Below are 26430 nucleotides of genomic sequence, written 5' to 3' on the forward strand. Positions count from 1 at the left end.
CGCCTCACATCCTGAACAGGCCGAAGCGCGGGCCTTTCGGGATCGGCGCATTCAGGCAGGCGGAAAAGGCAAGGCCCAGCACATCGCGCGTCTGGCGCGGATCGATGATGCCGTCGTCCCAGAGGCGAGCCGTGGCATAATAGGGATTGCCCTCCGCCTCGTAGCCGGCGCGGATCGGCGCCTTGAAGGCTTCCTCCTCTTCAACAGGCCAATTCTCACCGCGCGCCTCCATGGAGTCTCGACGGATCGTGGCGAGCACTGAGGCCGCCTGTTCGCCGCCCATCACGCTGATGCGGCTGTTCGGCCAGGTGAAGAGGAAGCGCGGGCGATAGGCGCGGCCGCACATGCCGTAATTGCCGGCGCCGAAGCTGCCGCCGATGATGACCGTGACCTTCGGCACGCTCGCGGTCGCAACCGCCGTCACCAGCTTTGCCCCATCCTTGGCGATGCCGCCGGCCTCATAGCGGCCGCCGACCATGAAGCCGGAGATATTCTGCAGAAACAGCAAAGGTATGCGGCGCTGGCAAGCTAGCTCGATGAAATGCGCGCCCTTCAGTGCGCTTTCGGAAAACAGCACGCCGTTATTGGCGATGACGGCGACGCGGCATGCCCCAGACGCGGGCGAAGCCGCAGATCAGCGTGGCGCCGTAGAGCGGCTTGAACTCATGCAGTTCCGAGCCATCGACGATCCGGCCAATGACCTCGCGCACATCATAGGGCGAGCGAACATTCTCCGGGATCAGGCCGCAGAGATCCTCGGGATCGAGTTTCGGCGGTCGTGGCTGCTTGAGGTCGATATCAATGGCCTTCACGCTGTTGAGAGTGCTTGCGATATCACGGACGAGCAGCAGCGCATGTTCGTCGTTTTCGGCGACATGATCGACGACGCCAGAGCGGCGGCCATGGGTTTCGGCGCCGCCGAGCTCTTCGGCCGAAATGATCTCGCCGGTCGCGGCCTTCACCAAAGGCGGGCCGGCGAGGAAGATCGTGCCCTGATTGCGCACGATGACCGTTTCGTCGGACATGGCGGGCACGTAGGCACCGCCGGCGGTGCAGCTTCCCATCACGCAGGCGATCTGTGGGATTCCCTCGGCCGACATCTGCGCTTGGTTGTAGAAGATCGCGCCGAAATGATCGCGGTCGGGAAAGACCTCGGCCTGATGCGGAAGATTGGCGCCGCCGCTGTCGACGAGGTAGATGCAAGGCAGGCGGTTCTGCAGCGCGATCTCCTGCGCCCGCAGATGTTTCTTCACCGTCATCGGGAAATAGGCGCCGCCCTTCACCGTGGCGTCATTAGCGACGATCATTACTTCGCGGCCGGAAACGCGGCCGATGCCGATAATGATGCCGGCGCCTGGCGCCTCGTCATCATACATGCCATTGGCGGCCAGCGTGCCGATCTCCAGGAACGGGCTGCCGGCATCGAGCAAAAGCTGGATGCGGTCGCGCGGCAGCAGCTTGCCCTTGCTCGTATGGCGCTCGCGCGCCGTTTGCGATCCGCCCTCGCGCGCCTTTGCTGAGCGCTCATAGAGCTCGTCGATGAGGGCCTTGTTCTTGCCGGCATTGGCCTTGAAGCTCTCGCTGTCGCGGTCGATCGCAGTCGAAATCACCGTCATGACGCAATGAGCTCCCGGCCGATCAGGTAGCGGCGGATCTCATTGGTGCCGGCGCCGATATCGTAAAGCTTGGCGTCGCGCAAAAAGCGCTCGACCGGCCATTCCTTGGTATAGCCGGCGCCACCGAGCGCCTGGATCGCCTCCAGCGAGACCTTCACGGCATTTTCGCTGGCAAAAAGGATCGCGGCGGCGGCATCGGTGCGTGTAGTGCGGCCGGCATCGCAGGCGCGGGCGACGGCATAGACATAGGCGCGCGCCGAATTCAGCGCGACATACATGTCGGCGATCTTGGCCTGCATCAGCTGGAAATCGCCGATCGGCTTGCCGAACTGCTTGCGATCGCGCACATAGGGCAGCACGACATCGAGGCAGGCCTGCATGATGCCGAGCGGCCCGCCGGCAAGCACGGCGCGCTCGTAATCAAGACCGGACATCAGGATCTTCACGCCTTCTCCCTCCCGGCCCATCAGCGCCTCCGCCGGCACCGCGCAATCCTCAAAGACCAGTTCGGCCGTATCGCTGCCGCGCATGCCGAGCTTGGAGAGTTTTTTCGAGACGCTGAAACCGGGCAGGCCCTTTTCGATGATCAAGGCGGAAATGCCTTTCGGGCCGGCTGCTGGATCGGTCTTGGCATAGACAACAAGCACATCGGCATGCGGCGCATTGGTGATCCAGAACTTGGTGCCGTTCAGGATATAGTGGTCGCCCTTTTTCTCGGCGCGCAATCGCATGGAAACGACATCGGAACCGGCGCCGGCTTCCGACATGGCGAGTGAGCCGACATGTTCGCCAGAGATCAGCTTCGGTAGATAGCGGCGCTTCTGCTCCGGCGAAGCCCAGCGGCGGATCTGGTTGACGCAGAGATTGGAATGGGCGCCGTAACTGAGCCCCACGGAGGCCGAGGCGCGCGAAACCTCTTCCATGGCGACGACATGATCGAGATAACCAAGACCGGCGCCGCCGAATTCTTCCTCGACGGTGATCCCATGCAGGCCGAGTGCACCCATCTCGGGCCAGAGCTGGCGCGGAAACGTGTTGCTTTCGTCGATCTCCGCAGCCAGCGGAGCAATATGATCGGCGGCAAACCGCGCCGTCGTGTCACGGATCGCGTCCGCGGTTTCGCCGAGCGAAAAATCAAACATGGCACTCCTCCCGCTGAAATATGTAGCGCGGGTTGCGGCGGGTTCAAAGTGCTCTTGAATGCGATGGCTCATACAATTGCGAGAGGGCTTCCTCCCGCCGAAAGCCCTCCGGGCTCTTGCCCGCCCATTTCCGGAAGGCCCGGAAGAAGGCGCTCGGCTCGGAATAGCCGAGCTGCACGGCAATCTCACCGATGGTCTTGGGTGTGTTCAGCAGCAGTTCGACGGCGAGGTCGCGGCGGATGTCGTCCTTGATGGCGGCATAGCTTTGTCCCTCGTCGCGCAGGCGGTGGCGGAGCGTGGAGGGCGGTATGCGCATATCGGCGGCAAGCTTGGCGAAGCTCGACCACGCAGCCGGTGTGGCCTGGCTCAGGCGGCGGCGGACGGCGGCGGCGATGCCGGCATCATAGCGGTAGCGCACCAGAATATTGGCGGGTGCGCCGCGCAAGAATTGCTTCAAGGCCTGTTCACTGCGTGAGATCGGCAGGTCGAGCAAGGCGCTGTCGAAGCCGAGCCGGCTGATGGCTTGAGAGAAACGCACCGGGGCGCCGAAGAAGAGCCGGTAGTCGGCCCCTTGTTTGGGCTCGGCGCAGCGGAAATCGACGAGGCGGATCGGAATGCGCCGGCCGACCAGCCAGCAGATGATGCCGTGCAGGATGATCCAGTAGGTGCGGTAGGCGAAGGCTGAACGTGGGCCGCCGGCGTCGCTGAGTTCGATCTCGGCCAGCCCTTCGCGGATGACGAGCCGTCCCCGGGGATCGTCGAGCACAACATCGAGGAAGCGTAGCGCCCGGCGGAGCGCATGACCCAGTGTCGGCGCATGCAGAACAGAGTGGCAGAGCAGCGTGAAGCTGCCGCTGCGCATCGGCCGTGCGCCCATGCCGAAGAATTCATCGTCCAGCTTGGCGGCGATCGCCAGCCAGAGCGCGCCATAGGTCTCTGCCGAAACCGGCTGATCGACCGGGGACGCCAGGCCGACCCGGGCAAGGACCGGCGCCGTCGGCTTGCCGAGCCGCCGCAGGCTGTCGAGTGCCTCTTCCACGAAGGCTGGCGCGATCATGCGTCGCTCGATCTCGGCCATTCTATCCTCGCTATGGCAAAACTGGCCGAAATAATGAAGCAGTTCTGTCATCGCTTGCAATAGGTGGAGCGAATAGAATCGTATCCGTCGGTTGCGCCTGGAGGGGGCGCAGTCGGCAGGGAGGAAGACATTCATGCTGATCCGTGGAGCAAGTTTCATCGTGACCGGCGGCGGCTCCGGCTTGGGTGCGGCAACAGTGCGCGCGCTTGTGGAGGCTGGCGGGCGTGTGACGATTGCCGATCTCAATATGCAAGCGGGCGAAGAAATCGCCCGGGAATTCGGAAGCGATGCCTGCTTCGTCAAGGCCGATGTGACCGATGGCGAGGAGGGGGCCGCGGTGGTTGCCGCTGCCGTCGAAGCCTTCGGCAGCCTGCGCGGATTGGTCAATTGCGCGGGCGTGGCGCCGGCCGAAAAGGTGATCGGCCGCGACGGACCGCACCGGCTGGAGAGTTTTGCGCGCACGGTCGGCATCAATCTCATCGGCACGTTCAACATGATCCGGCTGGCCGCCGCAGCGATCCAGACGACCGAGCCGGATGCGGAAGGCGAACGCGGCGTCATCATCAATACGGCCTCGGTTGCCGCCTTCGATGGTCAGATCGGTCAGGCAGCCTATGCCGCCTCCAAGGGCGGGGTGGCGGCGATGACCTTGCCGATCGCCCGCGAGCTTGCCCGTCACGGCATTCGGGTCGTGTCGATCGCGCCGGGCATTTTCGAGACACCGATGATGGCTGACATGCCAGCCGAGGTTCAGGCAGCACTCGGCAAGAGCGTGCCCTTTCCACCACGGCTCGGCCGGCCTGCGGAATTTGCCGGGCTGGTGCGCCATATCTTGGAAAACAACATGCTGAACGGCGAGGTCATCCGCCTCGACGGCGCATTACGGATGGGCGCGCGCTGAGCGCGTTGCCCAGAGGAGGAAAAATGGTTCTGCAAGACCCCATCGTTATCGTCGGCGCGGCGCGCACCCCGATCGGCAGCTTTCAGGGAGAGCTGAAGGATGCGACTGCGCCGGAACTCGGAGCAACCGCGATCCGAGCGGCGCTGCAGCGTAGTGGCGTTGCGGCCGAAGCGATCGAGGAGGTCGTCTTCGGCTGCGTGCTGCCGGCCGGCCAGGGACAGGCGCCGGCGCGTCAGGCGGCGATCCATGCCGGCCTGCCTTTCGCGACCGCGGCCAGCACCGTCAACAAGATGTGCGGCTCGGGCATGAAGGCGGTGATGATAGCGCATGACCTGATCGCCGCCGGCAGCTCCTCCCTGGCTGTCGCGGGCGGCATGGAAAGCATGACCAATGCGCCCTATCTCCTTGGCAAGGCCCGTGGCGGCTACAGGCTCGGCCATGGGCGTGTCGTGGATCACATGTTCCTCGACGGGCTGGAGGATGCTTATGACAAGGGACGCTTGATGGGCAGCTTCGCGGAGGATTGCGCCGAGGCCTATCAGTTCACACGCGAGGCGCAGGATAGTTACGCCATCGCCTCGCTGACGCGGGCGCAGAAGGCGATTGCCGAAGGCTGTTTCGACAGCGAAATCGCGCCGGTCACGATAAAATCCGGTAAAGCCGAGCAGGTGGCGAGCCGCGACGAACAGCCCGGAAAGGCGAAGCTCGACAAGATCCCAACGCTGAAGCCCGCCTTCCGCGAGGGCGGCACGGTGACCGCCGCCAATTCCAGCTCGATTTCCGATGGCGCGGCAGCGCTGGTGCTGATGCGCCGCTCCGAGGCGGAGCATCGCGGCCTGAAGCCGCTTGCCACCATCCTCGGCCATGCTACCCATTCGCAGGCACCTAATCTTTTCGCCACCGCGCCGATCGGCGCGCTGCAGAAGCTGTCCGATCGCACCGGCTTGCCGCTGTCGGAGGTCGATCTGTTCGAAATCAACGAGGCTTTCGCCGTCGTCGCCATGGCGGCGATGCGCGATCTCCACCTCCCGCATGAAAAAGTGAACGTGCATGGCGGCGCCTGCGCGCTCGGCCATCCGATCGGCGCATCGGGAGCCCGGATTCTGGTGACGCTGCTTGCGGCGCTGGAGCGATACGACTTGAAGCGCGGCATGGCCGCGCTCTGCATCGGCGGCGGCGAGGCGACGGCTGTCGCCATCGAGCGGCACGAGCGGGGAGGGCGGAACAGATGATCCTTTCCGACCTTCAGCAGCAGATCTCAGATCTCGCCCGCGACTTTGCCCGCGACCGGCTGGCCCCGGGGGCCGCCAAACGCGACCGGGAGCATCTCTTCCCACGCGAGGAATTGAAGGAAATGGGCGAGCTCGGGCTGCTCGGCATGCTGGTGCCGGAGGCCTATGGCGGGTCGGATACGGGCGTGATTGCCTATGCCGCGGCACTCGAGGAGATTGCCGCCGGCGACGGGCCGTGTTCGACGATCATGAGCGTGCATAGTTCGGTCGGCTGCGTGCCGATCCTGAAATTCGGTACCGAGGAGCAGCGGCAGCGCTTCCTGCCGAAACTGGCCAGTGGCGAATGGATTGGCGGCTTTGCGCTGACCGAGCCGCAGGCCGGTTCCGATGCCTCCAACCTGAAGACCCGGGCGCGGCGTAACAGTGATCACTACGTGCTCGACGGCTCCAAGCAATTCATCACCTCGGGAAAGAACGGTAATATCATCATCGTCTTTGCCGTCACCGATCCCGATGTCGGCAAGAAGGGCATCACCGCCTTTATCGTGCCGACGGATACGCCGGGCTACGAGGTGATCCGGGTCGAGGAAAAGCTCGGGTTGCATTCCACCGACACCTGCCAGATCGCCTTCAACAGCATGCGCATCCCGGCCGAGCTGAGGCTCGGTGCGGAAGGCGAGGGCTATCGCATCGCGCTCGCCAATCTCGAGGGCGGGCGGATCGGCATTGCGGCGCAGGCCGTCGGCATGGCGCGGGCGGCCTTCGAGGCGGCGCTCGACTACGCCCGAGAGCGCATCGCCTTCGGCAAGCCGATCGTCGAGCATCAGGCCGTTGCCTTCCGCCTTGCCGATATGGCGGTGCGGATCGAGGCGGCGCGGCAGCTCGTCTTTCACGCAGCGTCTCTTCGGGAGGCGGGGCTGCCCTGCCTGTCGGAAGCATCGATGGCGAAGCTCTTCGCCTCTGAGATGGCCGAGCGCGTCTGCTCCGATGCGATCCAGATCCATGGCGGTTATGGCTACATGGCCGATTATCCGGTCGAGCGCATCTACCGCGATGTGCGCATCTGCCAGATCTATGAAGGAACGAGCGACGTGCAGCGCATGGTGATCGCCCGCAATCTCTAAGCACCACATCCGGCCCTGCTTCCGGAGGAGAGGGGCAAGGCCGGCAAAGGGAGGAAAGAAAAAACATGGTGGATTCCGCTCGTTTGAGCCTGCATGTCCCCGAACCCGCCGTTCGCCCGGGCGGTCAGCCCGATTTTTCCAACGTCAAGATTGCCAAGGCCGGATCGGTGCCGCGGCCGGAGGTCGATGTCGCATCCGAAGATATTCGTGACCTCGCCTATTCCATCATCCGCGTTTTGAACCGCGAGGGCGAGGCGGTCGGCCCCTGGGCCGGGTCGCTCTCCGATCAGGCGTTGCTGACCGGACTTCGCAACATGATGAAGCTGCGTGCCTTCGACGCCCGCATGCTGATGGCGCAGCGGCAGGGCAAGACCTCCTTCTATATGCAGCATCTCGGCGAAGAAGCCGTCAGTTGCGCTTTCCGCAAGGCGCTCGAGACGGGCGATATGAATTTCCCGACCTATCGTCAGGCGGGCCTCTTGATCGCCGACGACTACCCGATGGTCGAGATGATGAACCAGATCTATTCGAACGAGAGTGATCCGCTGCACGGCCGGCAGCTGCCGATCATGTATTCTTCAAAGGAACACGGCTTCTTCACCATCTCGGGCAATCTCGCCACCCAATATGTGCAGGCCGTCGGATGGGCAATGGCCTCGGCGATCAAGAACGACAGCCGCATCGCCGCTGCCTGGATCGGCGATGGGTCGACGGCGGAGTCGGACTTCCATTCGGCGCTTGTCTTCGCCTCGACCTACAAGGCGCCTGTGATCCTCAACATCGTCAACAATCAGTGGGCGATCTCCACCTTTCAGGGAATTGCCCGCGGCGGCTCCGGCACCTTTGCCGCCCGCGGCCTCGGCTTCGGCATTCCGGCGCTGCGGGTCGACGGGAACGATTATCTCGCCGTCCATGCCGTCGCCCGCTGGGCGGCCGAACGCGCCCGGCGCAATCTCGGCCCGACGCTGATCGAACATGTCACCTATCGCGTCGGCGCGCATTCGACCTCCGACGATCCGAGCGCCTATCGGCCCAAGACGGAATCGGAGGCCTGGCCGCTCGGCGATCCCTTGCTGCGGCTGAAGAAACATCTGATCGTCAAGGGCGCCTGGTCGGAGGAGCGGCATGTGCAGGCTGAAGCCGAAATCATGGATGAGGTGATCGAAGCCCAGCGCCAGGCCGAGGCGCATGGGACGCTGCATGCCGGCGGCAGGCCTTCGGTGCGCGACATTTTCGAGGGCGTCTATGCCGAAATGCCGGCGCATATTCGTCGCCAGCGGCAGAAGGCAGGGTACTGACATGGCCAGGATGACGATGATCGAGGCCGTGCGCAGCGCCATGGATGTCTCGATGGCGAAGGACGACAATGTCGTTGTCTTCGGCGAGGATGTCGGCTATTTCGGTGGCGTTTTCCGCTGCACCCAGGGCCTGCAGGCAAAATATGGCAGCACGCGTTGCTTCGATACGCCAATTAGCGAGTCCGGCATCGTCGGCACGGCAATCGGCATGGCGGCTTATGGGCTGAAGCCCTGTGTCGAAATCCAGTTTGCCGATTACATGTATCCCGCCTATGACCAGTTGACGCAGGAGGCGGCGCGCATCCGCTACCGTTCCAACGGCGATTTCACCTGCCCGATCGTCGTGCGTATGCCCACGGGTGGCGGCATCTTCGGCGGCCAGACCCACAGCCAGAGCCCGGAAGCGCTTTTTACCCATGTCTGCGGGCTGAAAGTGATTGTGCCGTCCAATCCCTATGACGCCAAAGGCTTGCTGATCGCGGCGATCGAGGATCCTGATCCGGTCATGTTCCTGGAGCCGAAGCGCCTCTATAACGGCCCCTTCGACGGCCATCACGAGCGGCCGGTGACGCCCTGGTCTAAACACGACCTCGGAGAGGTGCCCGATGGCTATTACACCATCCCGATCGGCAAGGCCGAAGTGCGGCGCGCGGGATCGGCGGTGACGGTCGTTGCCTATGGCACGATGGTACATGTGGCGCTTGCTGCGGCCGAAGATGCGGGCATCGATGCCGAGGTGATCGATTTGAGAAGCCTGCTGCCGCTCGATCTCGATACGATCGTCAAATCGGTCTCGAAGACGGGACGCTGCGTGGTCGTGCATGAGGCAACCCTGACATCCGGCTTCGGCGCCGAGGTGGTGGCGCTGGTGCAGGAACATTGCTTCTATCATCTCGAGGCGCCGGTGGTGCGCGTTGCCGGCTGGGACACGCCCTATCCGCATGCGCAGGAGTGGGACTATTTCCCCGGTCCCGGCCGTGTCGGGCGGGCGCTTGCCGAAGTCATGGAGGCCTGAGCCGTGGGCGAATTCATTATCAAGATGCCCGATGTCGGGGAAGGGGTCGCCGAGGCCGAGCTCGTGGAGTGGCATGTGAAGACGGGAGATCCCGTCCGCGAGGACATGGTGATCGCCGCTGTCATGACCGATAAGGCCACGGTGGAAATTCCGTCTCCCGTCAATGGCACCGTCATCTGGCTTGCCGGCGAGGTCGGAGACCGTATCGCGGTGAAGGCTCCGCTGGTGCGGATTGAGACGGCGGGAGATGTCGGCGAGGTGCAGCCCGTAGGGATTTCGCAGACGCCGATTGCCGAAACGCCCAAGGCCGAGATGGCAAAACCTGCTCCGGCAGCGCCAACTCCTGCGCTGGCGCCGGCGGAAAAGCCGCTTGCCGCTCCCTCGGTGCGGCTCTTCGCCAGGGAAAGCGGTGTCGATCTCAGGCAAGTGCAGGCGACAGGACCGGCCGGGCGCATCCTGCGCGAGGATATCGAGCAATTCCTAAGCCAAGGGACCGCGCCTGCAACGGCAAAGAACGGCTTTGCCAGGAAGACGGCGACCGAAGAGATCAAGCTGACCGGCCTGCGCCGCCGCATCGCCGAGAAGATGGTGCTCTCCACTTCGCGTATTCCCCACATCACCTATGTGGAGGAAGTCGATATGTCCGCGCTCGAAGAGTTGCGCGCCACCATGAACGGCGATCGCAGGCCTGACCACCCGAAGCTGACGGTTCTGCCCTTCCTGATGCGGGCGCTGGTAAAGGCCATTTCCGAGCAGCCTGACGTCAATGCCACTTTCGACGACGATGCCGGCATCATAACGCGCTATAGTGCCGTGCATATCGGCATCGCCACGCAGACGCGTGCCGGTCTGACCGTGCCGGTGGCGCGGCATGCCGAAGCCCGTGGCATCTGGGATTGCGCCGCCGAAATGAACCGGCTGGCGGAAGCGGCGCGCTCGGGTACTGCAACACGCGACGAGCTTTCCGGCTCCACCATCACCATCAGTTCGCTGGGCGCGCTCGGCGGCATCGTCTCGACACCCATCATCAATCATCCTGAGGTGGCGATCATCGGCGTCAACAAGATCGCCACACGACCGGTCTGGGACGGCACGCAGTTCGTGCCGCGCAAGATGATGAACCTCTCCTCCAGCTTCGATCATCGCATCATCGACGGCTGGGATGCCGCAAACTTCGTGCAGCGCATCCGCACGCTCCTCGAAACGCCGGCGCTCATTTTTATCGAAGGCTGAGGTCCATGAAAGAGATCGTCTGCAAGCTCCTCGTCATCGGCGCCGGTCCGGGCGGTTATGTCTGCGCCATCCGCGCCGGACAGCTCGGCATCGATACCGTCATCGTCGAGGCCGGCAAGCCGGGTGGCACCTGCCTGACGGTCGGCTGCATTCCCTCCAAGGCGCTGATCCATGCGGCCGAGGAATTCGAAGCGACGCAAAAGATGCTTGCCGGCAAGAACCCGATGGGCATCCGCGTCGAAGGCGCCTCGATCGATCTCATAAGGACGATTGCCTGGAAGGACGGGATCGTCGGCCGGTTGACGAGCGGTGTTTCCGGGCTGCTGCAGAAGGCGCGGGTCAAGATCGTCCATGGCCGAGCCCATTTCCGCGACGGCAAGACGGTGGAGGTGGAGACGGAAACCGGCCAGCAGATCATCCGCGCCGAGACGGTGGTGATCGCCACCGGTTCGGATCCGGTGGAGTTTGCAAACTTGCCTTTCGGCGGCCGTGTCATTTCCTCGACAGAGGCGCTGTCGCTGACGGAGCTGCCGAAAAAACTCGTCGTTGTCGGCGGCGGTTATATCGGGCTGGAACTCGGGACCGCCTTTGCCAAGATGGGGTCTGATGTGACGGTCGTCGAGGCGACGGCACAGGTGCTGCCGCAATACGATGCCGATCTGGTGCGGCCCGTCATGCGCAAGCTGACCGAAGCCGGTATCCGGGTATTGACGGGTGCCAAGGCGATCGGCCTTGCCGACAATGGCCAGGCTCTGATCGTCGAAACGGCTGATGGCCGGCAGCAGACCCTGCCGGCCGACCGCATCCTCGTCACTGTCGGCCGTCGTCCAAGAACCGCAGGATCCGGCCTCGAAGAACTCGATCTCGATCGTGTCGGCCCTTATCTGAGGATCGACGACCGTTGCCGCACCTCGATGCGCGGCATCTATGCGATCGGCGATGTGACCGGCGAGCCGATGCTTGCCCATCGGGCCATGGCCCAAGGCGAGATGGTGGCGGAAATCATCGCGGGCAAGAAGCGGGCCTGGGACAAGCGATGCATTCCCGCCATCTGCTTCACCGACCCGGAGATCGTCAGCGCCGGCCTGTCGCCGGCAGAGGCGAAGGCGCAGGGTTATGAAATTCGCACCGGCCAGTTTCCGTTCAGCGCCAACGGACGGGCGATGACGATGCTGTCCGAAGAAGGTTTCGTGCGCGTCGTGGCCCGCGCCGATACCAATCTCGTGCTCGGCCTGCAGGCGGTGGGAGCCGGGGTCTCCGAGCTTTCGGCGGCTTTTGCGCTGGCGATCGAGATGGGGGCACGTCTCGAAGATATCGCCGGCACCATCCACGCGCACCCGACCCGCAGCGAAGCGGTCATGGAGGCGGCGCTGAAAGCTTTGGGAAGCGCGCTGCATATCTGAGTTGAAGCCCAGTATGAAAGAGGTGACAATCTTCTAAGAAGTTGAGCGGGGAAATCGTCGCACCATGATCGTCGAACTTCTTGGCGATCTTCGTTCCCCGCAAGCGACAGACCGGCTGGTTTCGTTCAGTTCTCTTTCGGTCAGGCTCTGAAGGGGCATATGACAGAGGGACGATTTCATCATGGGCGTGCAACGATCCGCAGACCGGCTTCGAAACGACGTGATAAAAACTTAACGCTGCTCGCTAATTTACACCACTGGCGCCAAACCACAATCAACGGATGGATATTGAAAGCTAAACCCGCTCACATTGCCCCTCCTCAATTCCAATGCCGTCTCGTCGAGGATAACATTGCGCGCAACATGGCCATCGCGGCTCATTGTGCCACCAGAGATCTTCCGCTTCGTGACAAACGTTTGTAGGTCATTCTCCGATGCGTTGGTGTGAAGCGGGATGCCGGGATGCTCCAGGACCTTCAGCAACTCGTTCTTCCTTCGATACAGCCGCTCAAGCAGCTTGTCGAGTGCCTCATAACCGGTGCGCAGGGTGAAGATCCGTTTGAACCGTCGTCGAAACGCAGGAGGTAGCCTGTATCAAATGGAAGTCAACGGCAAGGCAGGGGCGGACATGATCGGCTTTCGCATGAAGATGATCGCCGCCGGCTACGAGGATGAGCGAAACGGCTTCGTTTCCGTCGCGATGATGTTCATGAACGGAAAATGATGAACCTGATGGAGCGTCCCTTATAGAACCTTCCAAGCATTACTGCGTGTTCAGAGGTGTGTGACGAGGGTTCACGATCCGTTCGACTTTAGCGCACAATTTTGCACTGCTCTTTGCTGCCTTCCGTTTTGCCCTCTTCACGCCCGCCGGCTCTGCCAAAATTCAATGACGACGACATACTCCGTCCCATCCCGCCCTACAGATCCTCATGCTCCCCATGAAAGGCAAATGAGTGGTCAGAGCGAGTGGGTCACTAGGAGAGGCACTTGCGGCCCATTGCCATCGCCTTGTAAGTCCCCTTCAGATCGACGACGAAGGTCCCCTTGGTTTCCGGAAACACGATCATTTCATATTGCTTCGCCACGTCGCGCTTGAAATTCGGGTCGTCTGTCAGGATGTAGCCGCCGGAATATCCCCCCTTGAGTTCGCCGCTCGTGCTAGTGGCCACACCACTATAAAGATGGCCGGCGATGGAGACAAAGATTTGCGATTGGTTCCCGTTCTGAAGGCCGATATCCGCTTTCGTAAACACGCCAAGATATCCGACCTCCTGATTTGCGGTAACGCCCATTTGCACCGAATTTGGGCCATCTGAGCGCACGATCAAGCAATCTCCGCGGGTTCGATTTGCATAGACCGTCCAGCCCTCGACGTCGTCTCCGTATCGGACAAGCACATCGCTAGCCTTGGGAAGGGGACTTTGGTCTTGTGCGTAGGCTGCCATGGCAGACGAAAGTGCTACAGACGTTGCCGCGATGAGTCTCATGAAATTTGGCATTGATACTCTCCTCTGGTGTGCTGGGTTGAATTGTTTTGTGGATTTTTCGTGCCACCGACGCGTTATGCGGAGGCTGACCGCATGGGAGTGCGCCATGGTTACCGAGTCGTTCCAATCATGTTGGCCGGTTCGACTTTGAGAGTTTGGATCATTCCCGCCACATCGTCCGCCATCGTCTGTAGTGTGACCCCGTTGTTTGAACCGGTACTCTTGCCCGAACGCCGAAAGTTGATGCCGACCATCCACCTCAGGGGGTCGGGGCAAAACGCTAATTCGGGGCCGCGATGATACCGGGCGGCTGCCGCGTCCCTTGGCCGGAGCGAAGTAGATCTCGCTTCGTCAACATTTGCCGTATTCTTGTATTATTCGATGAGTTATCGAAATCCCCCTCGGCAGCACTTCCCGCCCTATCCAACCAGGAGACACGGGAGTTGCCTTCAACCGCGATCCTGACCGGGCATTGTAAAAGCGCAAGTATGTAACGGTAACATACGAGTATCGCGCCGGGCGTTTCGGACATGATGCCGTTCGGTCTTGGAGCTGGCATCATGCTCGGCGTGGTCATGGTGGCGCTGGCCGTTTCTGCCTCGGACCCTAATCCATTCCGGAGGAAATTACCCGTGGCAGGTCACGTAACCCCCACCGGCTGCGGCAATGCCGCAGCCATCAGGCTTGGATTATTCCTTCGGCGGCCCGCTCCGCCGCTCCAGCGCCGTCTTGCGGATGGTCTCCGCGATCTCCGGACTACTGTTCGACAACATCTGGAAATCCACGGCGTAGAGCGACAGCAGCGATACCTCGGTTGCTGCGCTGACTGTCGCTGAGCGAGGTTCGCCACTGATCAGCGCCATCTCGCCAAAGAAGTTTCCGGCACCGAGTTCCACTGGATGATCGGGTATAGCCACGGTGACCTGCCCCTCGACAATGAAGAACATCTGATCGCCAACATCGCCCTTGCGGCAGATCACGGCACCTCCGGGGACAATGCGCGGTCGCAACGCCCGAACGATGTCGATCAGTGCAGCGGAACCAAGCTTCTGAAACAAGGGTACCGCAGCGACCAGTTGCCAGTTGCGAACGAAGTCTTGGCGGCGAACCTCTTCGTAAAAGCCGGTGGCGAGGATGCCGGCCCAAAGTGCAAAAATACCGATCCCGCTCATCATCACCAATCCGGCCAGAACTCGACCTGCAAAGCTCTGCGGGATCTCGTCACCGTAGCCGGTCGTCGACAGCGTTACGACCGCCCACCACATCGCCTGCGGAATGCTGCCGAACCTATCGGGCTGGACGTCTCGCTCGATGAGATAACCGGCCAACGCCGCGCCAAAAAGAACGATGCCGAACACCGATGTCACGCCAAGCAGATTGCGCGATTCATTCGCGACCACCTTTGCCAGCAGCCTGAAGAAGGTCGAGTCGCGCAACGGCTTGAGAAGCCAAATGGCGCAATAGAGGTTTCGATCGCGGGACCCAACGAACAAGAATGCAGCAGCCGGAACCAGAACCGCGAGCAAATCGATCACGAGGGCCGGGATCCCGCCCGACAAGCGGTGTCGCCGTGAAAGCAATGTGCCGCTCAATTGGAGGACATAGGCAAGCCAAATTGCCGCAAGTAGCAGCTCAAAGACAAGCCTTTCCTGTCCAGTAAGGCCCTGCGTCGTGAGTGCGGCGACGACCAAGAGACCGATTGTAGCGAACAGCGCGTTGAGCGGCGTTGAAATCTTTGAGAAAGGCACTGCCGACATTACATACTCCCAACTGCCCGGCATTCGTCGACAATAGATACCTTCGGGCGGCCATACGCAACGGAACGGGGGACTGATGCAATGTGTCTGGCGCCTTGCAGCGGTTCAGGGCATCCTATGATGGTTGAATATCGTGTTTATGGCAGTTGGAGGAATGCCGATGCGCTGCTTTACCGTGCTTGGACCTTCGCAGACCGGAAAATCAACAGTGGTGGAAAAGCTCGGCTCCCTGGAGGGAGCGCCGAGAAAATCCAGGTCCCCTTATGGATTGAATCTCACAGAATTCACCTTTGGAAACGAGGCGTGGTGTGCGCTGGATGCGCCAGGACCCAACGAAGCGTTGGTGCATGCACAGCACGCGCTTCTTGCCAGTGACGCCTGCATACTGTGCGTTTCATCGGCACCCGAGGAGGCTGTGCTCGCCGCGCCCTATCTGCGGATCGTCGAAGCCTCGGGGACGCCGTGCATCCTCTTCGTCAACCGGATGGACGAACCGAGAGGGCGGCTGAGGGATGTGATCGCCGCGCTTCAAGACTACACCAACCAGACCCTTCTGCTTCGCCAGATCCCGATCCGCGAGTGGGATAGGGTCATTGGCAGTTGCGATCTGATTTCGGAACGGGCGTGGCGCTACCGGGAAGGCCAGATTTCGGCGCTGATCGCAATCCCCGAAAGCACCGCCGAGCGCGAGCACGAAGCGCGCAGCGAGCTCCTGGAACACTTGTCCGAATTCGATGACTGGCTTCTCGAGGAACTGATCGAGGACCGCGAGCCGCCCAGCGACGCGCTCTATGCCATTTCATCGCGGGTTCTCAGGGAAAACAGAATTATTCCGATCCTGATCGGTGCCGCAAGTCACGGCAACGGCATGATGAGGCTGATGAAGGCGCTGCGCCACGAGGCGCCGCAGGTAGGGGTTCTTCGACAGCGCCTGGCTCGTGCGGGCAATGTCGATGAAAACAAGCTGACCGCTGTGGGCTTCCATGCCTATCATCGTCAGAATATCGGCAAGACGGTGCTGGTGCGTGCGTTTGGTGACGGACTGCGGCAAGGCGCATTACTGGGCGGCTCCAGCCTCGGCGCCGTGCAGGATCCCGCAAACGGACGGTCCAGCTCGGCGATCGTGCCTGCACCGGGGGATGTCTTCGCAACAGTCAAGTCCGACCACTTGCCCGTCCCGTCGCTGTTGACATCACACGCGCCGGTCGCCTCGCCCGAATGGACCGAGCCACCTACGCCGATGCTTGAAAGGATCCTGGTCCCAGGCAGCGAACGCGATGAAAACAAGCTCTCCGAAACGCTGGCGAAACTTTCCGAGACGGATCGCGGTCTTGTCGTTTTGCAGGAGGAAGGCACGGGCGCCCAGCTCATCCGCGCCCAGGGCCCGGTACATCTGCGCGATCTCTGCCGAACCCTGTCCGACGTCTTCCACATCGAGGTCACCGATCGAATGCCCAGCCCAATCTACCGGGAGACAATCGCGAAGCCGTCCGAGGTTCACTACCGGCATCGCAAACAGACCGGCGGTGCCGGGCAATTCGCGGATGTCAAGCTGAGCATTCGCCCCAACGAGCGCGGCCGCGGCTTCACCTTCAGCGAAACCGTCAAGGGTGGCGTCGTTCCGCGCAACTACATCCCCGCCGTCGAAGCAGGCGCGCGCGAAGCGATGGAGAAAGGCCCGCTCGGCTTCCAGGTCATCGATGTCGGCGTAACGCTGTTCGATGGTCAATACCATGCCGTCGACAGTTCGGAACACGCCTTCAGGACTGCGTCGAAAATGGGAGTGCGACAGGCGCTTTCCGAAGGGTCGGCCGTTTTAATGCAACCGGTCTTCCGCAGCGAAATTCACATTCCGTCGATCTATTCCGGCAGCCTCGTCCAGATCGTCTCCGCTCTCAAGGGTCAGGTTCTCGGCTTCGACCGGGATGAAACCGCTAAGGGATGGGACATCTTCCGCGCACTTATTCCGGGCGGCGCACTCGACGATCTGGCGCGGGCGCTGCGCTCGGCGACGCAGGGCATTGGTTACTTTTCCAAGGCCTTCGATCACTTCGAGGAGCTATATGGCAAGGAAGCGGACGCCATCGTGAGGGCACACGAGGAACCAAGCGTCGCACACTGAAACGTTCTCGCCACTTCATGCTCGTTCACAGAGCCGGGCTCACGCCCGCCCTTACGTTTGAGCGCGTCTCGCGGACGCATAACCCCATAACTCATGCTCGGGAAGAGATCCCGATCGCCAATCCGTCGCCACGTGGATCATGTGCGCCGGTCGCCATGCCGTCCTCGTCGATAACGATCACACCTGCCTGACCTGCAAGCGGGCTCTGCGCCTCGATCGGTGACAGTGCGTGGCCTCGTGCGGCCAGTTCGGCAAACACCGCTTCGCCGGCATCGCTTTCCAGCTTCAGGCTGTCACGGCTGTCGGAAAAGGTCCTGCCGAGAAGAAAGCGCGGACCCGCCAGCGCGGCTGCCGGTTCCTCATCGAAGTCGATCAGCCGGGTTAGCAGCATTGCCAGCGTCTGCGGCTGGCCGTCGGCGCCTTGTGTGCCGTAGAGCAGGGCGGGCTTGCCGTTGCGCAGGCCGAGGCCGGGATTCAGAGTATAGAAAGGCCGTTTGCCGGGTGCGATGCCATTGACATGCTTAGGATCGGACGAAAAGGCGGCCCCGCGGTTCTGCCAGAGAATACCCGTATCGCCGACCACGATGCCGCTGCCCCAGTCGAAATAGGTGCTTTGCAAGACGCTGGCGCTGCCGCCCTCTGCGTCGGTTGCGGCAAAGAACACGGTGTCGCCGCTGTGAAAGGGCGCCGGCCATTCGAGCGCGCGTGCCGGATCAATGGAGGCTGCCGCCTGCGCAAGATGCTGCGCGCTCAGCCATTCCTCCACCAGCTGCGGCACGACATCGGGATCGGCAATGCCGCTGCGGTCGAGGAAGGCGCGTTTGACGGCTTCGACGCAGAAATGGAGATGATCGGCGCTGCCGGCCGTATGCGCGGCAAGATCGAAATGGGCGAGAATGCCCATGATCGCCAGTGTCGACAGACCCTGTGTCGGCGGCGGCGGCGCAAGCAGCTCGAAATCGCGATACGAGAGACTGACGGGTGCCATTTCGCGCGTTCGGGTTGCCTTAAGATCGTCGCTGGTCAGCGGAGAGCCCGCGGCCTGCAGGCCCGCCGCAATCCTCGTGCCGAGTTCGCCCTCGTAGAATGAACGCGGGCCGTCACGGGCAATCAGCGAAAGCGACAGCGCCAAATTCTCCTGCCGGAACAGGCTGCCAGTTTCGGGCGCCGCGCCATCCGGCATGAAAAGTGCGCAAAAATTCGGCCAGCCGGCTGCCTCCGCCTGCCGGAAGCCAAGCCAGAAACTCTGCGAGCGCGTAACAGGAAATCCCGCTTCGGCATGACGGATCGCATCGGCAAGCAACATGGGGAAATCGATCTTTCCGCCCCAGTGCCGCGCGGAATAGTCATGCGCGTGCCGCCACGCATCGACGGCGCAGGCCGAGGTCAGCGCCGAAAGCGGTCCGCGCAGCGGAATGCTGCCGTCGAAATCCGGCAGTTCCCGCGCCGCCTGGCCGATGCCGAGAAAACATGTTTTCCGCCCGCTGCGATCGGCAACGATCCAGACGGAATCGCCGCCAAGCCCGCAGAAATGCGGGTAGACGACGGCAATGGTGCTGCCGATGGCGATCGCAGCTTCCAGCGCATTGCCGCCGGCTTGCAGGATCGCCGCACCCGCCTCGCTCGCCAGCGCATGCGGGCTTGTTATCATGCCGCCACGCCCGACTGCCTGTCTCGTGGAATCCCGTTCTGCCGGTGTCGTCACGCTCAAATCTCGCTGGGTCTATGGCCTGTAAAGCCCACGATAGGTCCGATAACCCCGATCATAAACCGCTGCATTGTCGGGATCGGGGAGGATCCTTTCACCCTGGCCGACAAAGGCCGTCACACCGGACCAATCCTCGGTCAACCCCGCACCGATCGCCGCGACCCAGGCGACACCGAGGCAGGAGCCGGGATGGCCGGTCAGACCCTGCAGTGGCTGCTGCAGCACGTCGGAAACGATCTGCATCCAGATCCGGCTCTGCGATCCCCCGTCGGAAACGATGAAACGCGTTGTCGGATGGCCGATGTCGTTCAGCACGTCGATATGATGGCGCAGCGCATAGGCGTAGGCTTCCAGCATCGCCCGCCAGAGATGGCCTATATGATGCGACAGCGTCAACCCGTCAATCAGGCCGCGCGCACCGGCATCATGGATCGGCGTCTTCTCGCCGAGGAAGTAAGGCAGGATCGTCAGCCCGTCCGCGCCGGGCGCGCATGCCGCCGCCAGCCGATCGAGATAGCGGTACACGGATATTCCCTCCGCCTTGGCCGCGATTTGCTCGCGCCCGGCGAAGGTGCTGATGAACCAGTTGAGCCCCGAGCCGCCGGTCGACATGCAGCCGTTCGGCATGTAAAGCCCCGGAACCAGGTGATAATCGAGGAACATGCGCGGGTCGGGCCGCACGACGTCCGTCGCCGTCAGGATATCGACCGCGCCCCCGAATTTCAGCAACACGTCGCCCGCCTTGTTGATCCCCGCGCCGAAGGCCGAGGCGATCATGTCGGCCGCCCCGCCGATAACAGGCGTTCCGGGTGCGAGCCCCGTGGCCTTCGCCGCCTCGTCGGTCAGATGGCCAAGCACCTCATGCGAAGCGGCCTTCCTGGGAATGGCGTCCCGCCGGACTCTGGCAAGCCCGATCAGTTCGTCGTCGAGCTTGCCGGTGTTTATATCGACGAAACCCGCTTCCAGCGCCCAATTCTGTTCGATCGCCTTTTCGCCGGTCAGTTTCCAGTTGATGAAATCATAGGACCCCATGACGGTGGCAATGCGCTCGAAAACAATAGGCTCATGCCGGGCGATCCAGCGCAGCTTCGCCGTCACCAGTTGCTGGTTGATGCCGTTTCCCGCCTTGGCGAGAAAATCCGCTTCATTCCATTCGGCCCTAAGTTCCTCGACCTGCTCACCGCAGCGCCCGTCGCTCTGCTGGATGCTCGGCCTCAGCACGTAGCCGGCGTCATCAAGCAGCACGACCGCCGGCAGCATGCCGGTCACGCCGACAGCCGAGGTTTTCCCGGCCTCGATCCCGGTCGTTGCAAGAAGTTCCCTAGTGATCTCGCAGACATTCGACCACCATTCCGCCGGGTCTTCCTCGGCCCAGCCATGCTGCGGCGAATGAAGCGTTGACGGTCGTGAGGTGAGGCCGAGCACGCGGTTCGGCAGCTCGATCAAGATGCCGATGGTGGAGGTGGTGCCGATATCGAGGCCGAGCGTGATGGACATGGCGGGTCCCTTCACCTAGCGCAGCGCATCGACGATCTCCATGAAGCGCTTGACCCGGTCGCCGTCGACCGGGTTCCAGGTATTGCCGTCCACCTTGAAATGCGTGCCGATGATGACGCCGCTGGCAACGCTCAATATGTCGCGCACATTGTCCTTGTTGACGCCGGTATTGGCAAAGACAGGGACATCCTTGACCGTCTCGCAAACGCGCCTGAGGTCCGATTGATCGACGGCCTGTCCGGTCAGTGGTCCCGACACCAGGATGGCATCGGCAAGCGATGAGAACACGGCACTCTTCGCCCTGAGTTCAATCGGTCGCTGGTCCAGCGAATGGGCAAATTCCGCGTTGATGTTGAAGAGCATCTTCATGTCGTCGCGGCCGAGGCTGTGTCGCAGCCGTGCCGCCTTGGCGCAATCCGGCTGCCAGATGCCCATGTCTGATGCAAAGACGCCGGTGAAGATCTCGCGAACGAAGCTCGCGCCCGTCACCGCACCGATCGCAACGCTTGCCGAGGGATCCCAGAGATAGTTGACGCCGAACGGCACGGTCAGTTGCGGTTTCACCCGCTCGACGATCGCGGTCATCGCCGCCAGCCCTTCCGGCGGCGCCTGGAAGACGTAAGGCCGGTCATTCTCGTTGCCGAACATGATGGCGTCGACACCACCCGCCTGCAGCTTGTCGATGTCGGAAAGCACGTCGTCGACGAGCTTGTTCACACCGCCGGCGGCGTCATAGGCGGGCGAGCCGGGCAGGGCTCCGATATGCGCCATGGCGATGACCGCCTTCTTCTTGACGCCGAAAAAATCGAAGACCATGTGAGAACTCCTGAAGCGGAATCGAGTGGACGGGCACCCGCTGGGGGACGGATGCGGGAAAGGCAAATCAAAGCAGCGGCTGCTCCTCGGGCGCGATGCGCACCTCGACGCCAGCGGCGGCGAGCGCATCGGCAAGATCGGCCGGCGGCATGGCATCGGTGATCAGCATGTCGAATTGCTGCAGCGGCGCGATGTGCACCAGCGACATACGCTTGAACTTGGTGGAATCGCAAAGCACCACCGTCTGCGTCGCGCGGTGCAGATAAACCCGTTTCATGTCGGTGTCTTCGAAGGAATAGTCGTAGATTCCCTGCGCCGTAATCCCGGACACGCCGACGAAGGCGATATCGAACCAGAGTTCCTCGAATTGCGAAACGGCGGACTGGCTGCTGATCGCCATTTCCTCGCCGCGCATGCGCCCGCCGGGTAGATAGACTTCGCCGAAGCCAGTGCCGAGCTGCATGGCATTGCGTACGCTGTTGGTGAAGATCTTCGTATGCGGCTGGTTGAGCAGCAGGCCGGACAGCAGATAGGTGGTGGTGCCAACGTCGAGCGCCAGGGTTCGCGCGCCGGCAGCAACGCCTGCCGCCGCCATCGCGATCGTCCGCTTCGCGGCGGCATTGCGCGTCAGCCGGGATTCGAAGGTCGGCTCCTCGCGATCGACCGTTTCGCTGGCGATTGGCTCGAAGGCCTTGCCGCTGCGCACCGCGCCGCCATGGGTGCGCACTAGCCTGCCGTCCTTTTCGAGTTCGATCAGGTCGCGGCGGACGGTCATTTCGGAAACGGCAAGCTGGGAGGCGACATCGCTGACCGAGACCGCGCCTTTGCGGGCCAGTGTCTCCAGGATGCGCGCATGCCGCACCTGGGCCAGAACCTTCGGTTTTTCCGCTGCGGCGACCATCTGCTGTTCCGCGTCCATGATATCGTTCTCATCCTCCCGCCGTCGCAACTCGTGGCTACGATTGTCTGATTGTTGCTCCCTATGTATCGAATGACTCGAACAAATTCAAACATAAATTTTGCTTGTTGTGTATGATTTTGTTGTTATATGATCGGTGATGTTTCCAGTCGATGAGGGCGAGCATGCAATCTCCGAGCTTTCCAGAACTATCCGGCAAGCGTGCGATCGTCACCGGCGGAGCGACTGGGATAGGGCGCGCGATCGCGACCGCGCTCTCCCGCCAGTCGATCCAGGTGGCGATCTGCGACATCAACCTGGCGGCCGCCGAACAGACGGCGGCCGAGATCGGCAACGGCGCCACTGCCTATGCGATCGACGTTCGCAAGCGTGCCTCCGTCGAGGCGACCTTTTCCGAGGTGATCGAGAGGACAGGCGGTTACGAGATCCTCTGCGCCAATGCTGGTGTCTCCACGATGCAGCATGCGCTGGAACTGACCGACGAGGAGTGGGACTATAATTTCGACGTCAACATTCGCGGCATCTTCCTGACCAACCAGATTGCTGCTCGCCGTTTCACGAGCACCGGGACCGGCGTCATCGTCAACACTGCCTCGCTTGCCGCAAAGATCGGCGCCCCGTTGCTGGCTCATTATTCCGCCAGCAAGTTTGCCGTGCTCGGCTGGACGCAGGCGCTCGCCCGCGAGCTCGCGGCTTCAGGCATTCGCGTCAACGCCGTCTGCCCCGGTTTCGTCAAGACCGGCATGCAGGAACGCGAGATCGCCTGGGAAGCGAGCCTGCGCGGCGTCACGCCCGAACGCGTCGTTGCGGATTATATCGCCCAGACGCCGCTCGGCCGGCTAGAAACGGCTGACGACGTGGCCGATGTCGTCGTTTTCCTCTGCTCGAATTCGGCGCGCTTCATGACCGGGCAGGGCGTCAACGTCACCGGCGGCGTCTACACGACCTGACCCATCCAGGTTCCACGGCAGGTCCCCCGTTCGGCAAGGAAAGAGCATGGCTGAAATCGTCTTCGACCAGATCAGCAAGAGCTACGGCGATGGCTATGCGGCGATCCGCAACCTGAACATGACCATCCGCGACGGCGAATTCCTGGTGCTTGTCGGTCCCTCCGGCTGCGGCAAATCGACGGCGCTGCGTATGATCGCCGGCCTCGAGGAGATCACCGACGGCCGCCTGACGATCAACGGCGCCGTCGTCAACGATCTTGCCCCGCGCGATCGCGATATCGCCATGGTCTTCCAGTCCTACGCGCTTTACCCGCATCTGACGGTGGCCGAGAATATCGGCTTCGGCCTTCGCGTCCGCGGCCTCGACAAGGCCGACATCGCCAGCAAGGTGCAGGAGACGGCAAAGCTCCTGGAGCTCGAGGACTATCTCGCCCGCAAGCCCGCCCAACTCTCCGGCGGCCAGCGCCAGCGCGTCGCCATGGGCCGGGCGCTCGCCCGCAGCCCTCAGGCCTTCCTGATGGACGAGCCGCTTTCCAATCTCGATGCTCGCCTGCGCGGCCAGATGCGCGCCGAAATCGCCCGCATGCAGAAGATGTCGGGCATCACCACGGTCTATGTCACCCACGACCAGGTCGAAGCCATGACCATGGGCGATCGCGTCGCCGTCATGAAAAGCGGCGTCCTGCAGCAACTCGGCACGCCGCGCAGCCTCTATGATCAGCCGGCCAATCTGTTCGTCGCGAGCTTCATGGGCTCGCCGGCGATGAACCTGCTAGCGACTGATCTCTTCGCGACGGAGAACGGCCCCGAGGCTCGCTTCGGCCAGGTATCCATCGTTTTTTCGGGCGAGGTGCTCGCCGAGCGGCCGCGCATCGCCTCCGCCGCCGGGCGTGCCGTTGTGCTCGGCATCCGACCGGAAGCATTCCAACCGGTCGACGCGGGCGGTCTCACTGGAACCGTTGCCTTCGTCGAGGATCTCGGCGCCAACCTGCTCGTTCATGTCGATGTTGAGGCCGCCGACCGGCTGAAGTCGCTTTCGGCCGAAGAGGACGACGTGACGCTATCTGCCCCGCGCCTGCGCCTCATCATTGACGGCACCCGCCGCGTCAAGATCGGCGAGCGCCTGTCGCTTGCCGCCGACCCCGCCCGCGTTCACGTCTTCGATGCCGCCACCGAAGCAGCGATCCGCGCTTGAGCGCATCGTCTCTTTACAGCGCCGCGCGTCTTTTCAGACGCGCAAAGGACGCTGTAACACTTTGAATCTACGCATCGTGCTTTCCGAAAATCGATTCCGATTTTCGGGCCGATGCGCTAGTGAATGCCTTTTGTCAGGCCCTGCACGAAATAACGGTTGAGGAAGAGCACGATCAACACGATCGGGATCGTCGAAAAATGCGCCAGCGCGCCGAGCGTGCCCCAGGTGATGTCCTTCGTGCCATAGGCTGAAAGCAGCGCCACCGAGATCGGCTTGGAATCGAGCCGAGTGAGAAACATCGGATAGAGGAAGTCGTTCCAAGAAAACATCAGGCAGAACAGCGTGGAGGCGACGACGCCTGAGCGCACCGCCGGCAGCGCCACGCGCCAGAAGGAGCCGAACAGAGTGCAGCCATCTGTCAGCGCCGCCTCTTCCAGCTCTTTCGGCAGGCTGCGGAAATAGGAAAACATCATCCAGGTGACGAAGGCCGAGTTCAGCATCGCGTTGATGAGCACGACGGCGACCCAACTGCCGAGCAGCCCGATATCGCGCATCATCAAATAGAAGGGGATCAGCGCCGCCACCGCCGGCACCATGCGGATTGCCATGAAGAAATAGGCGACCGCAATGGCATAGCGGCTGGTCGAGCGTGCCAGCGCATAGCCTGCCGGCACGCCGAGAAGCAGCGACAAGATCACCGAACCGCCGGCGATCAGCAGGCTTGACGATACGAGGCTCCAGACGTCGAACAGGCGGAAGACCGTCGCGAACTGCTCGAGGGTCGGTGTAAAAGTCAGTCTTGGCGGGATCGAGAAGATGTCGCGCGACGGCTTGTAGGCGGTCGATGCCAGCCACAGGAAGGGCAGCAGGAAAAAGGCGAGCATGACAAGGATGAAGGCGCGCTCGCCGATGCGGCTCAAGGTGCGTGTGCTCATCGCCCGTTCGCCTTTCTGTCCGCCTTGCGGATCAACAGGATGAAGCCTGCCGCGATTACGGCGATGCAGATCAGTGTCAGGTTGGAGATCGCCGAGGCGCGGCCGATATTGAAGAATTCCAGACCCTGTTTCACCGCATGCAGCATCAGCGTGTTGGTCGCGTTGCCCGGCCCGCCGCCCGTCGTCACGTAAACGCTGTCGAAGATGCGGAAGGCATCGATGGTGCGCAGCGTCAGCGCCAGCAGGATCGAAGGCAGCATCAGCGGAATGACGATGATTCTCAGTCGCTGCAGCGCCGTTGCCCCATCCACTTCCGATGCCTCGAGAATATCGCCCGGCAGCGCTTTCAGGCCAGCAAGCAGGATCAGCGCCACCAACGGCGTCCATTCCCATATGTCGACGAAGATAAGGGTCGCCAGCGCCGAACTCGGATTGGCAAAAAGCCCACGCGGATCGGAAAGCCCGAACTCGGCGAGATAATAGCCGACAAGCCCGTAATCGGAGAGCAGCAGCGCCCGGAAGATCAGTCCGACCACCAGCGGCGTGATCGTCACCGGTATCAGGATCAGCGCCAGGCAGATCCGATTGAAGCGGTCATCGCGCCAGAGCGCCAGCGCAATGGCAAAGCCGAGCAGCAGTTCGACAGTCACGGCACCGACCGTGAAGATGACGGTATTGACGAAGGCCCCGCGTGTCACCGGGTCGGAGAGGAGGTCGATATAGTTGCCGAGGCCGACGAAATGCGTCCGCGCCGGCTTGAGCAGATTATATTCGTAGAGGCTGAACCAGATGCCCTGCGCCAGCGGCCAGACGCCGATGACGAGCACGTAGATGAAGGCCGGCAGCGTCATCAGGATGAAGAACAGCCGCCTGCGCTCCAGATAGGAAACGCTCAAGGCCGGGGAGGGCTTCAGCGCGGAAGTGAGGGATAGGGTCACGTCATGTCCATCAGGTTCCTGGTTCGATGCGCGCTACCGGGATCGAGCCCGGGGCTCACCC

21 protein-coding genes and 2 pseudogenes are annotated in these 26430 nt (G+C 62.3%); 11 read left to right on the forward strand and 12 right to left on the reverse strand.

The window, feature by feature from the left end; genetic code table 11:
- Positions 1-4: 4 nt before the first annotated feature.
- The 3 genes and pseudogenes from ACS4RR_RS26790 to ACS4RR_RS26800 all read right to left on the reverse strand — a co-directional run bounded on the left by ACS4RR_RS26790 (position 5) and on the right by ACS4RR_RS26800 (position 3887).
- A pseudogene (locus ACS4RR_RS26790) lies at positions 5-1616 on the reverse strand (carboxyl transferase domain-containing protein).
- A complete protein-coding gene (locus ACS4RR_RS26795; RefSeq protein ID WP_260112131.1) occupies positions 1613-2758 on the reverse strand; it encodes an isovaleryl-CoA dehydrogenase in 1146 nt (381 codons plus the stop codon). Before ACS4RR_RS26795 ends, ACS4RR_RS26790 begins: the two are co-directional and overlap by 4 nt.
- Before the next feature lie 43 nt (positions 2759-2801).
- The gene (locus tag ACS4RR_RS26800; protein WP_260112132.1) at positions 2802-3887 is read right to left on the reverse strand and encodes an AraC family transcriptional regulator; all 1086 of its coding nucleotides are present in this window, start codon (positions 3885-3887) and stop codon (positions 2802-2804) included.
- Between the two features lie 82 nt (positions 3888-3969).
- Between ACS4RR_RS26800 and ACS4RR_RS26805 the strand changes: the two genes are divergently transcribed.
- From ACS4RR_RS26805 to lpdA, 7 genes are all read left to right on the forward strand, one after another.
- The gene (locus ACS4RR_RS26805; RefSeq protein ID WP_260112133.1) at positions 3970-4737 is read left to right on the forward strand and encodes a 3-hydroxyacyl-CoA dehydrogenase; all 768 of its coding nucleotides are present in this window, start codon (positions 3970-3972) and stop codon (positions 4735-4737) included.
- 23 nt (positions 4738-4760) lie between these two features.
- A complete protein-coding gene (locus ACS4RR_RS26810; RefSeq protein WP_260112134.1) occupies positions 4761-5969 on the forward strand; it encodes an acetyl-CoA C-acyltransferase in 1209 nt (402 codons plus the stop codon).
- Complete coding sequence (locus ACS4RR_RS26815) at positions 5966-7093, forward strand: acyl-CoA dehydrogenase family protein (protein ID WP_260112135.1); 1128 nt, start codon at positions 5966-5968, stop codon at positions 7091-7093. Before ACS4RR_RS26810 ends, ACS4RR_RS26815 begins: the two co-directional genes overlap by 4 nt.
- Positions 7094-7158: 65 nt before the next feature.
- Complete coding sequence (locus tag ACS4RR_RS26820; RefSeq protein ID WP_260112136.1) at positions 7159-8391, forward strand: 3-methyl-2-oxobutanoate dehydrogenase (2-methylpropanoyl-transferring) subunit alpha; 1233 nt, start codon at positions 7159-7161, stop codon at positions 8389-8391.
- A 1-nt stretch (position 8392) separates the two neighbouring features.
- Complete coding sequence (locus tag ACS4RR_RS26825) at positions 8393-9406, forward strand: alpha-ketoacid dehydrogenase subunit beta (protein WP_260112137.1); 1014 nt, start codon at positions 8393-8395, stop codon at positions 9404-9406.
- A gap of 3 nt (positions 9407-9409) precedes the next feature.
- Entirely contained in the window at positions 9410-10639 is a 1230-nt protein-coding gene (locus ACS4RR_RS26830) for a dihydrolipoamide acetyltransferase family protein (RefSeq protein ID WP_260112138.1), read from the forward strand.
- Positions 10640-10644: 5 nt separating this feature from the next.
- Positions 10645-12042 (forward strand): dihydrolipoyl dehydrogenase, encoded by a 1398-nt coding sequence (lpdA, locus tag ACS4RR_RS26835; protein ID WP_260112139.1) that lies wholly within the window; start codon positions 10645-10647, stop codon positions 12040-12042.
- Positions 12043-12384: 342 nt separating this feature from the next.
- On the opposite strand, the pseudogene ACS4RR_RS26840 reads toward lpdA, so the two are convergent.
- Positions 12385-12624, reverse strand: a pseudogene (locus tag ACS4RR_RS26840) (IS66 family transposase); the annotation flags it as partial.
- Positions 12625-12640: 16 nt separating this feature from the next.
- Between ACS4RR_RS26840 and ACS4RR_RS26845 the strand changes: the two are divergent.
- Positions 12641-12766 carry a hypothetical protein gene (locus ACS4RR_RS26845; protein WP_260112141.1) on the forward strand — a complete coding sequence of 42 codons (126 nt, stop codon included), beginning with the start codon at positions 12641-12643 and terminating at the stop codon, positions 12764-12766.
- 253 nt (positions 12767-13019) lie between these two features.
- On the opposite strand, the gene ACS4RR_RS26850 is transcribed toward ACS4RR_RS26845, so the two are convergent.
- Together ACS4RR_RS26850 and ACS4RR_RS26855 are read right to left on the reverse strand one after the other, a co-directional pair.
- Positions 13020-13544, reverse strand: a complete 525-nt coding sequence (locus tag ACS4RR_RS26850) for a hypothetical protein (protein ID WP_222385006.1) — start codon at positions 13542-13544, stop codon at positions 13020-13022.
- 677 nt (positions 13545-14221) lie between these two features.
- A complete protein-coding gene (locus ACS4RR_RS26855) occupies positions 14222-15289 on the reverse strand; it encodes a cyclic nucleotide-gated ion channel (RefSeq protein WP_260112142.1) in 1068 nt (355 codons plus the stop codon).
- A gap of 160 nt (positions 15290-15449) precedes the next feature.
- Between ACS4RR_RS26855 and ACS4RR_RS26860 the strand changes: the two genes are divergently transcribed.
- Positions 15450-17411 carry an elongation factor G gene (locus ACS4RR_RS26860; protein ID WP_456190436.1) on the forward strand — a complete coding sequence of 654 codons (1962 nt, stop codon included), beginning with the start codon at positions 15450-15452 and terminating at the stop codon, positions 17409-17411.
- A gap of 91 nt (positions 17412-17502) precedes the next feature.
- Here ACS4RR_RS26860 and ACS4RR_RS26865 read toward each other — a convergent pair whose 3' ends face one another.
- The 4 genes from ACS4RR_RS26865 to ACS4RR_RS26880 form a co-directional block, all read right to left on the reverse strand.
- Complete coding sequence (locus ACS4RR_RS26865) at positions 17503-19062, reverse strand: gamma-glutamyltransferase family protein (RefSeq protein WP_456190437.1); 1560 nt, start codon at positions 19060-19062, stop codon at positions 17503-17505.
- A 72-nt stretch (positions 19063-19134) separates the two neighbouring features.
- On the reverse strand, positions 19135-20616 hold the full coding sequence (locus ACS4RR_RS26870) for an FGGY-family carbohydrate kinase (protein ID WP_260299788.1): 1482 nt from the start codon (positions 20614-20616) through the stop codon (positions 19135-19137).
- A 15-nt stretch (positions 20617-20631) separates the two neighbouring features.
- Complete coding sequence (locus ACS4RR_RS26875) at positions 20632-21432, reverse strand: BtpA/SgcQ family protein (RefSeq protein ID WP_222385011.1); 801 nt, start codon at positions 21430-21432, stop codon at positions 20632-20634.
- Positions 21433-21499: 67 nt separating this feature from the next.
- A complete protein-coding gene (locus ACS4RR_RS26880; RefSeq protein WP_260112145.1) occupies positions 21500-22351 on the reverse strand; it encodes a DeoR/GlpR family DNA-binding transcription regulator in 852 nt (283 codons plus the stop codon).
- 164 nt (positions 22352-22515) lie between these two features.
- Here ACS4RR_RS26880 and ACS4RR_RS26885 point away from each other — a divergent pair, with 164 nt between their 5' ends.
- Positions 22516-23301 carry an SDR family NAD(P)-dependent oxidoreductase gene (locus ACS4RR_RS26885; RefSeq protein ID WP_260112146.1) on the forward strand — a complete coding sequence of 262 codons (786 nt, stop codon included), beginning with the start codon at positions 22516-22518 and terminating at the stop codon, positions 23299-23301.
- A 46-nt stretch (positions 23302-23347) separates the two neighbouring features.
- Positions 23348-24496: an ABC transporter ATP-binding protein gene (locus tag ACS4RR_RS26890; RefSeq protein ID WP_170281469.1), complete on the forward strand. Its 1149-nt coding sequence runs from the start codon at positions 23348-23350 to the stop codon at positions 24494-24496.
- Positions 24497-24612: 116 nt separating this feature from the next.
- Here ACS4RR_RS26890 and ACS4RR_RS26895 read toward each other — a convergent pair whose 3' ends face one another.
- Entirely contained in the window at positions 24613-25431 is an 819-nt protein-coding gene (locus tag ACS4RR_RS26895; protein WP_260112147.1) for a carbohydrate ABC transporter permease, read from the reverse strand.
- Positions 25428-26369, reverse strand: coding sequence for a carbohydrate ABC transporter permease (locus ACS4RR_RS26900; RefSeq protein WP_162117523.1), 942 nt, complete (start codon positions 26367-26369; stop codon positions 25428-25430). Before ACS4RR_RS26900 ends, ACS4RR_RS26895 begins: the two co-directional genes overlap by 4 nt.
- Between the last annotated feature and the right edge of the window lie 61 nt (positions 26370-26430).

Source organism: Rhizobium zaerense, assembly GCF_051810725.1.
GTDB lineage: Bacteria > Pseudomonadota > Alphaproteobacteria > Rhizobiales > Rhizobiaceae > Rhizobium > Rhizobium leguminosarum_I.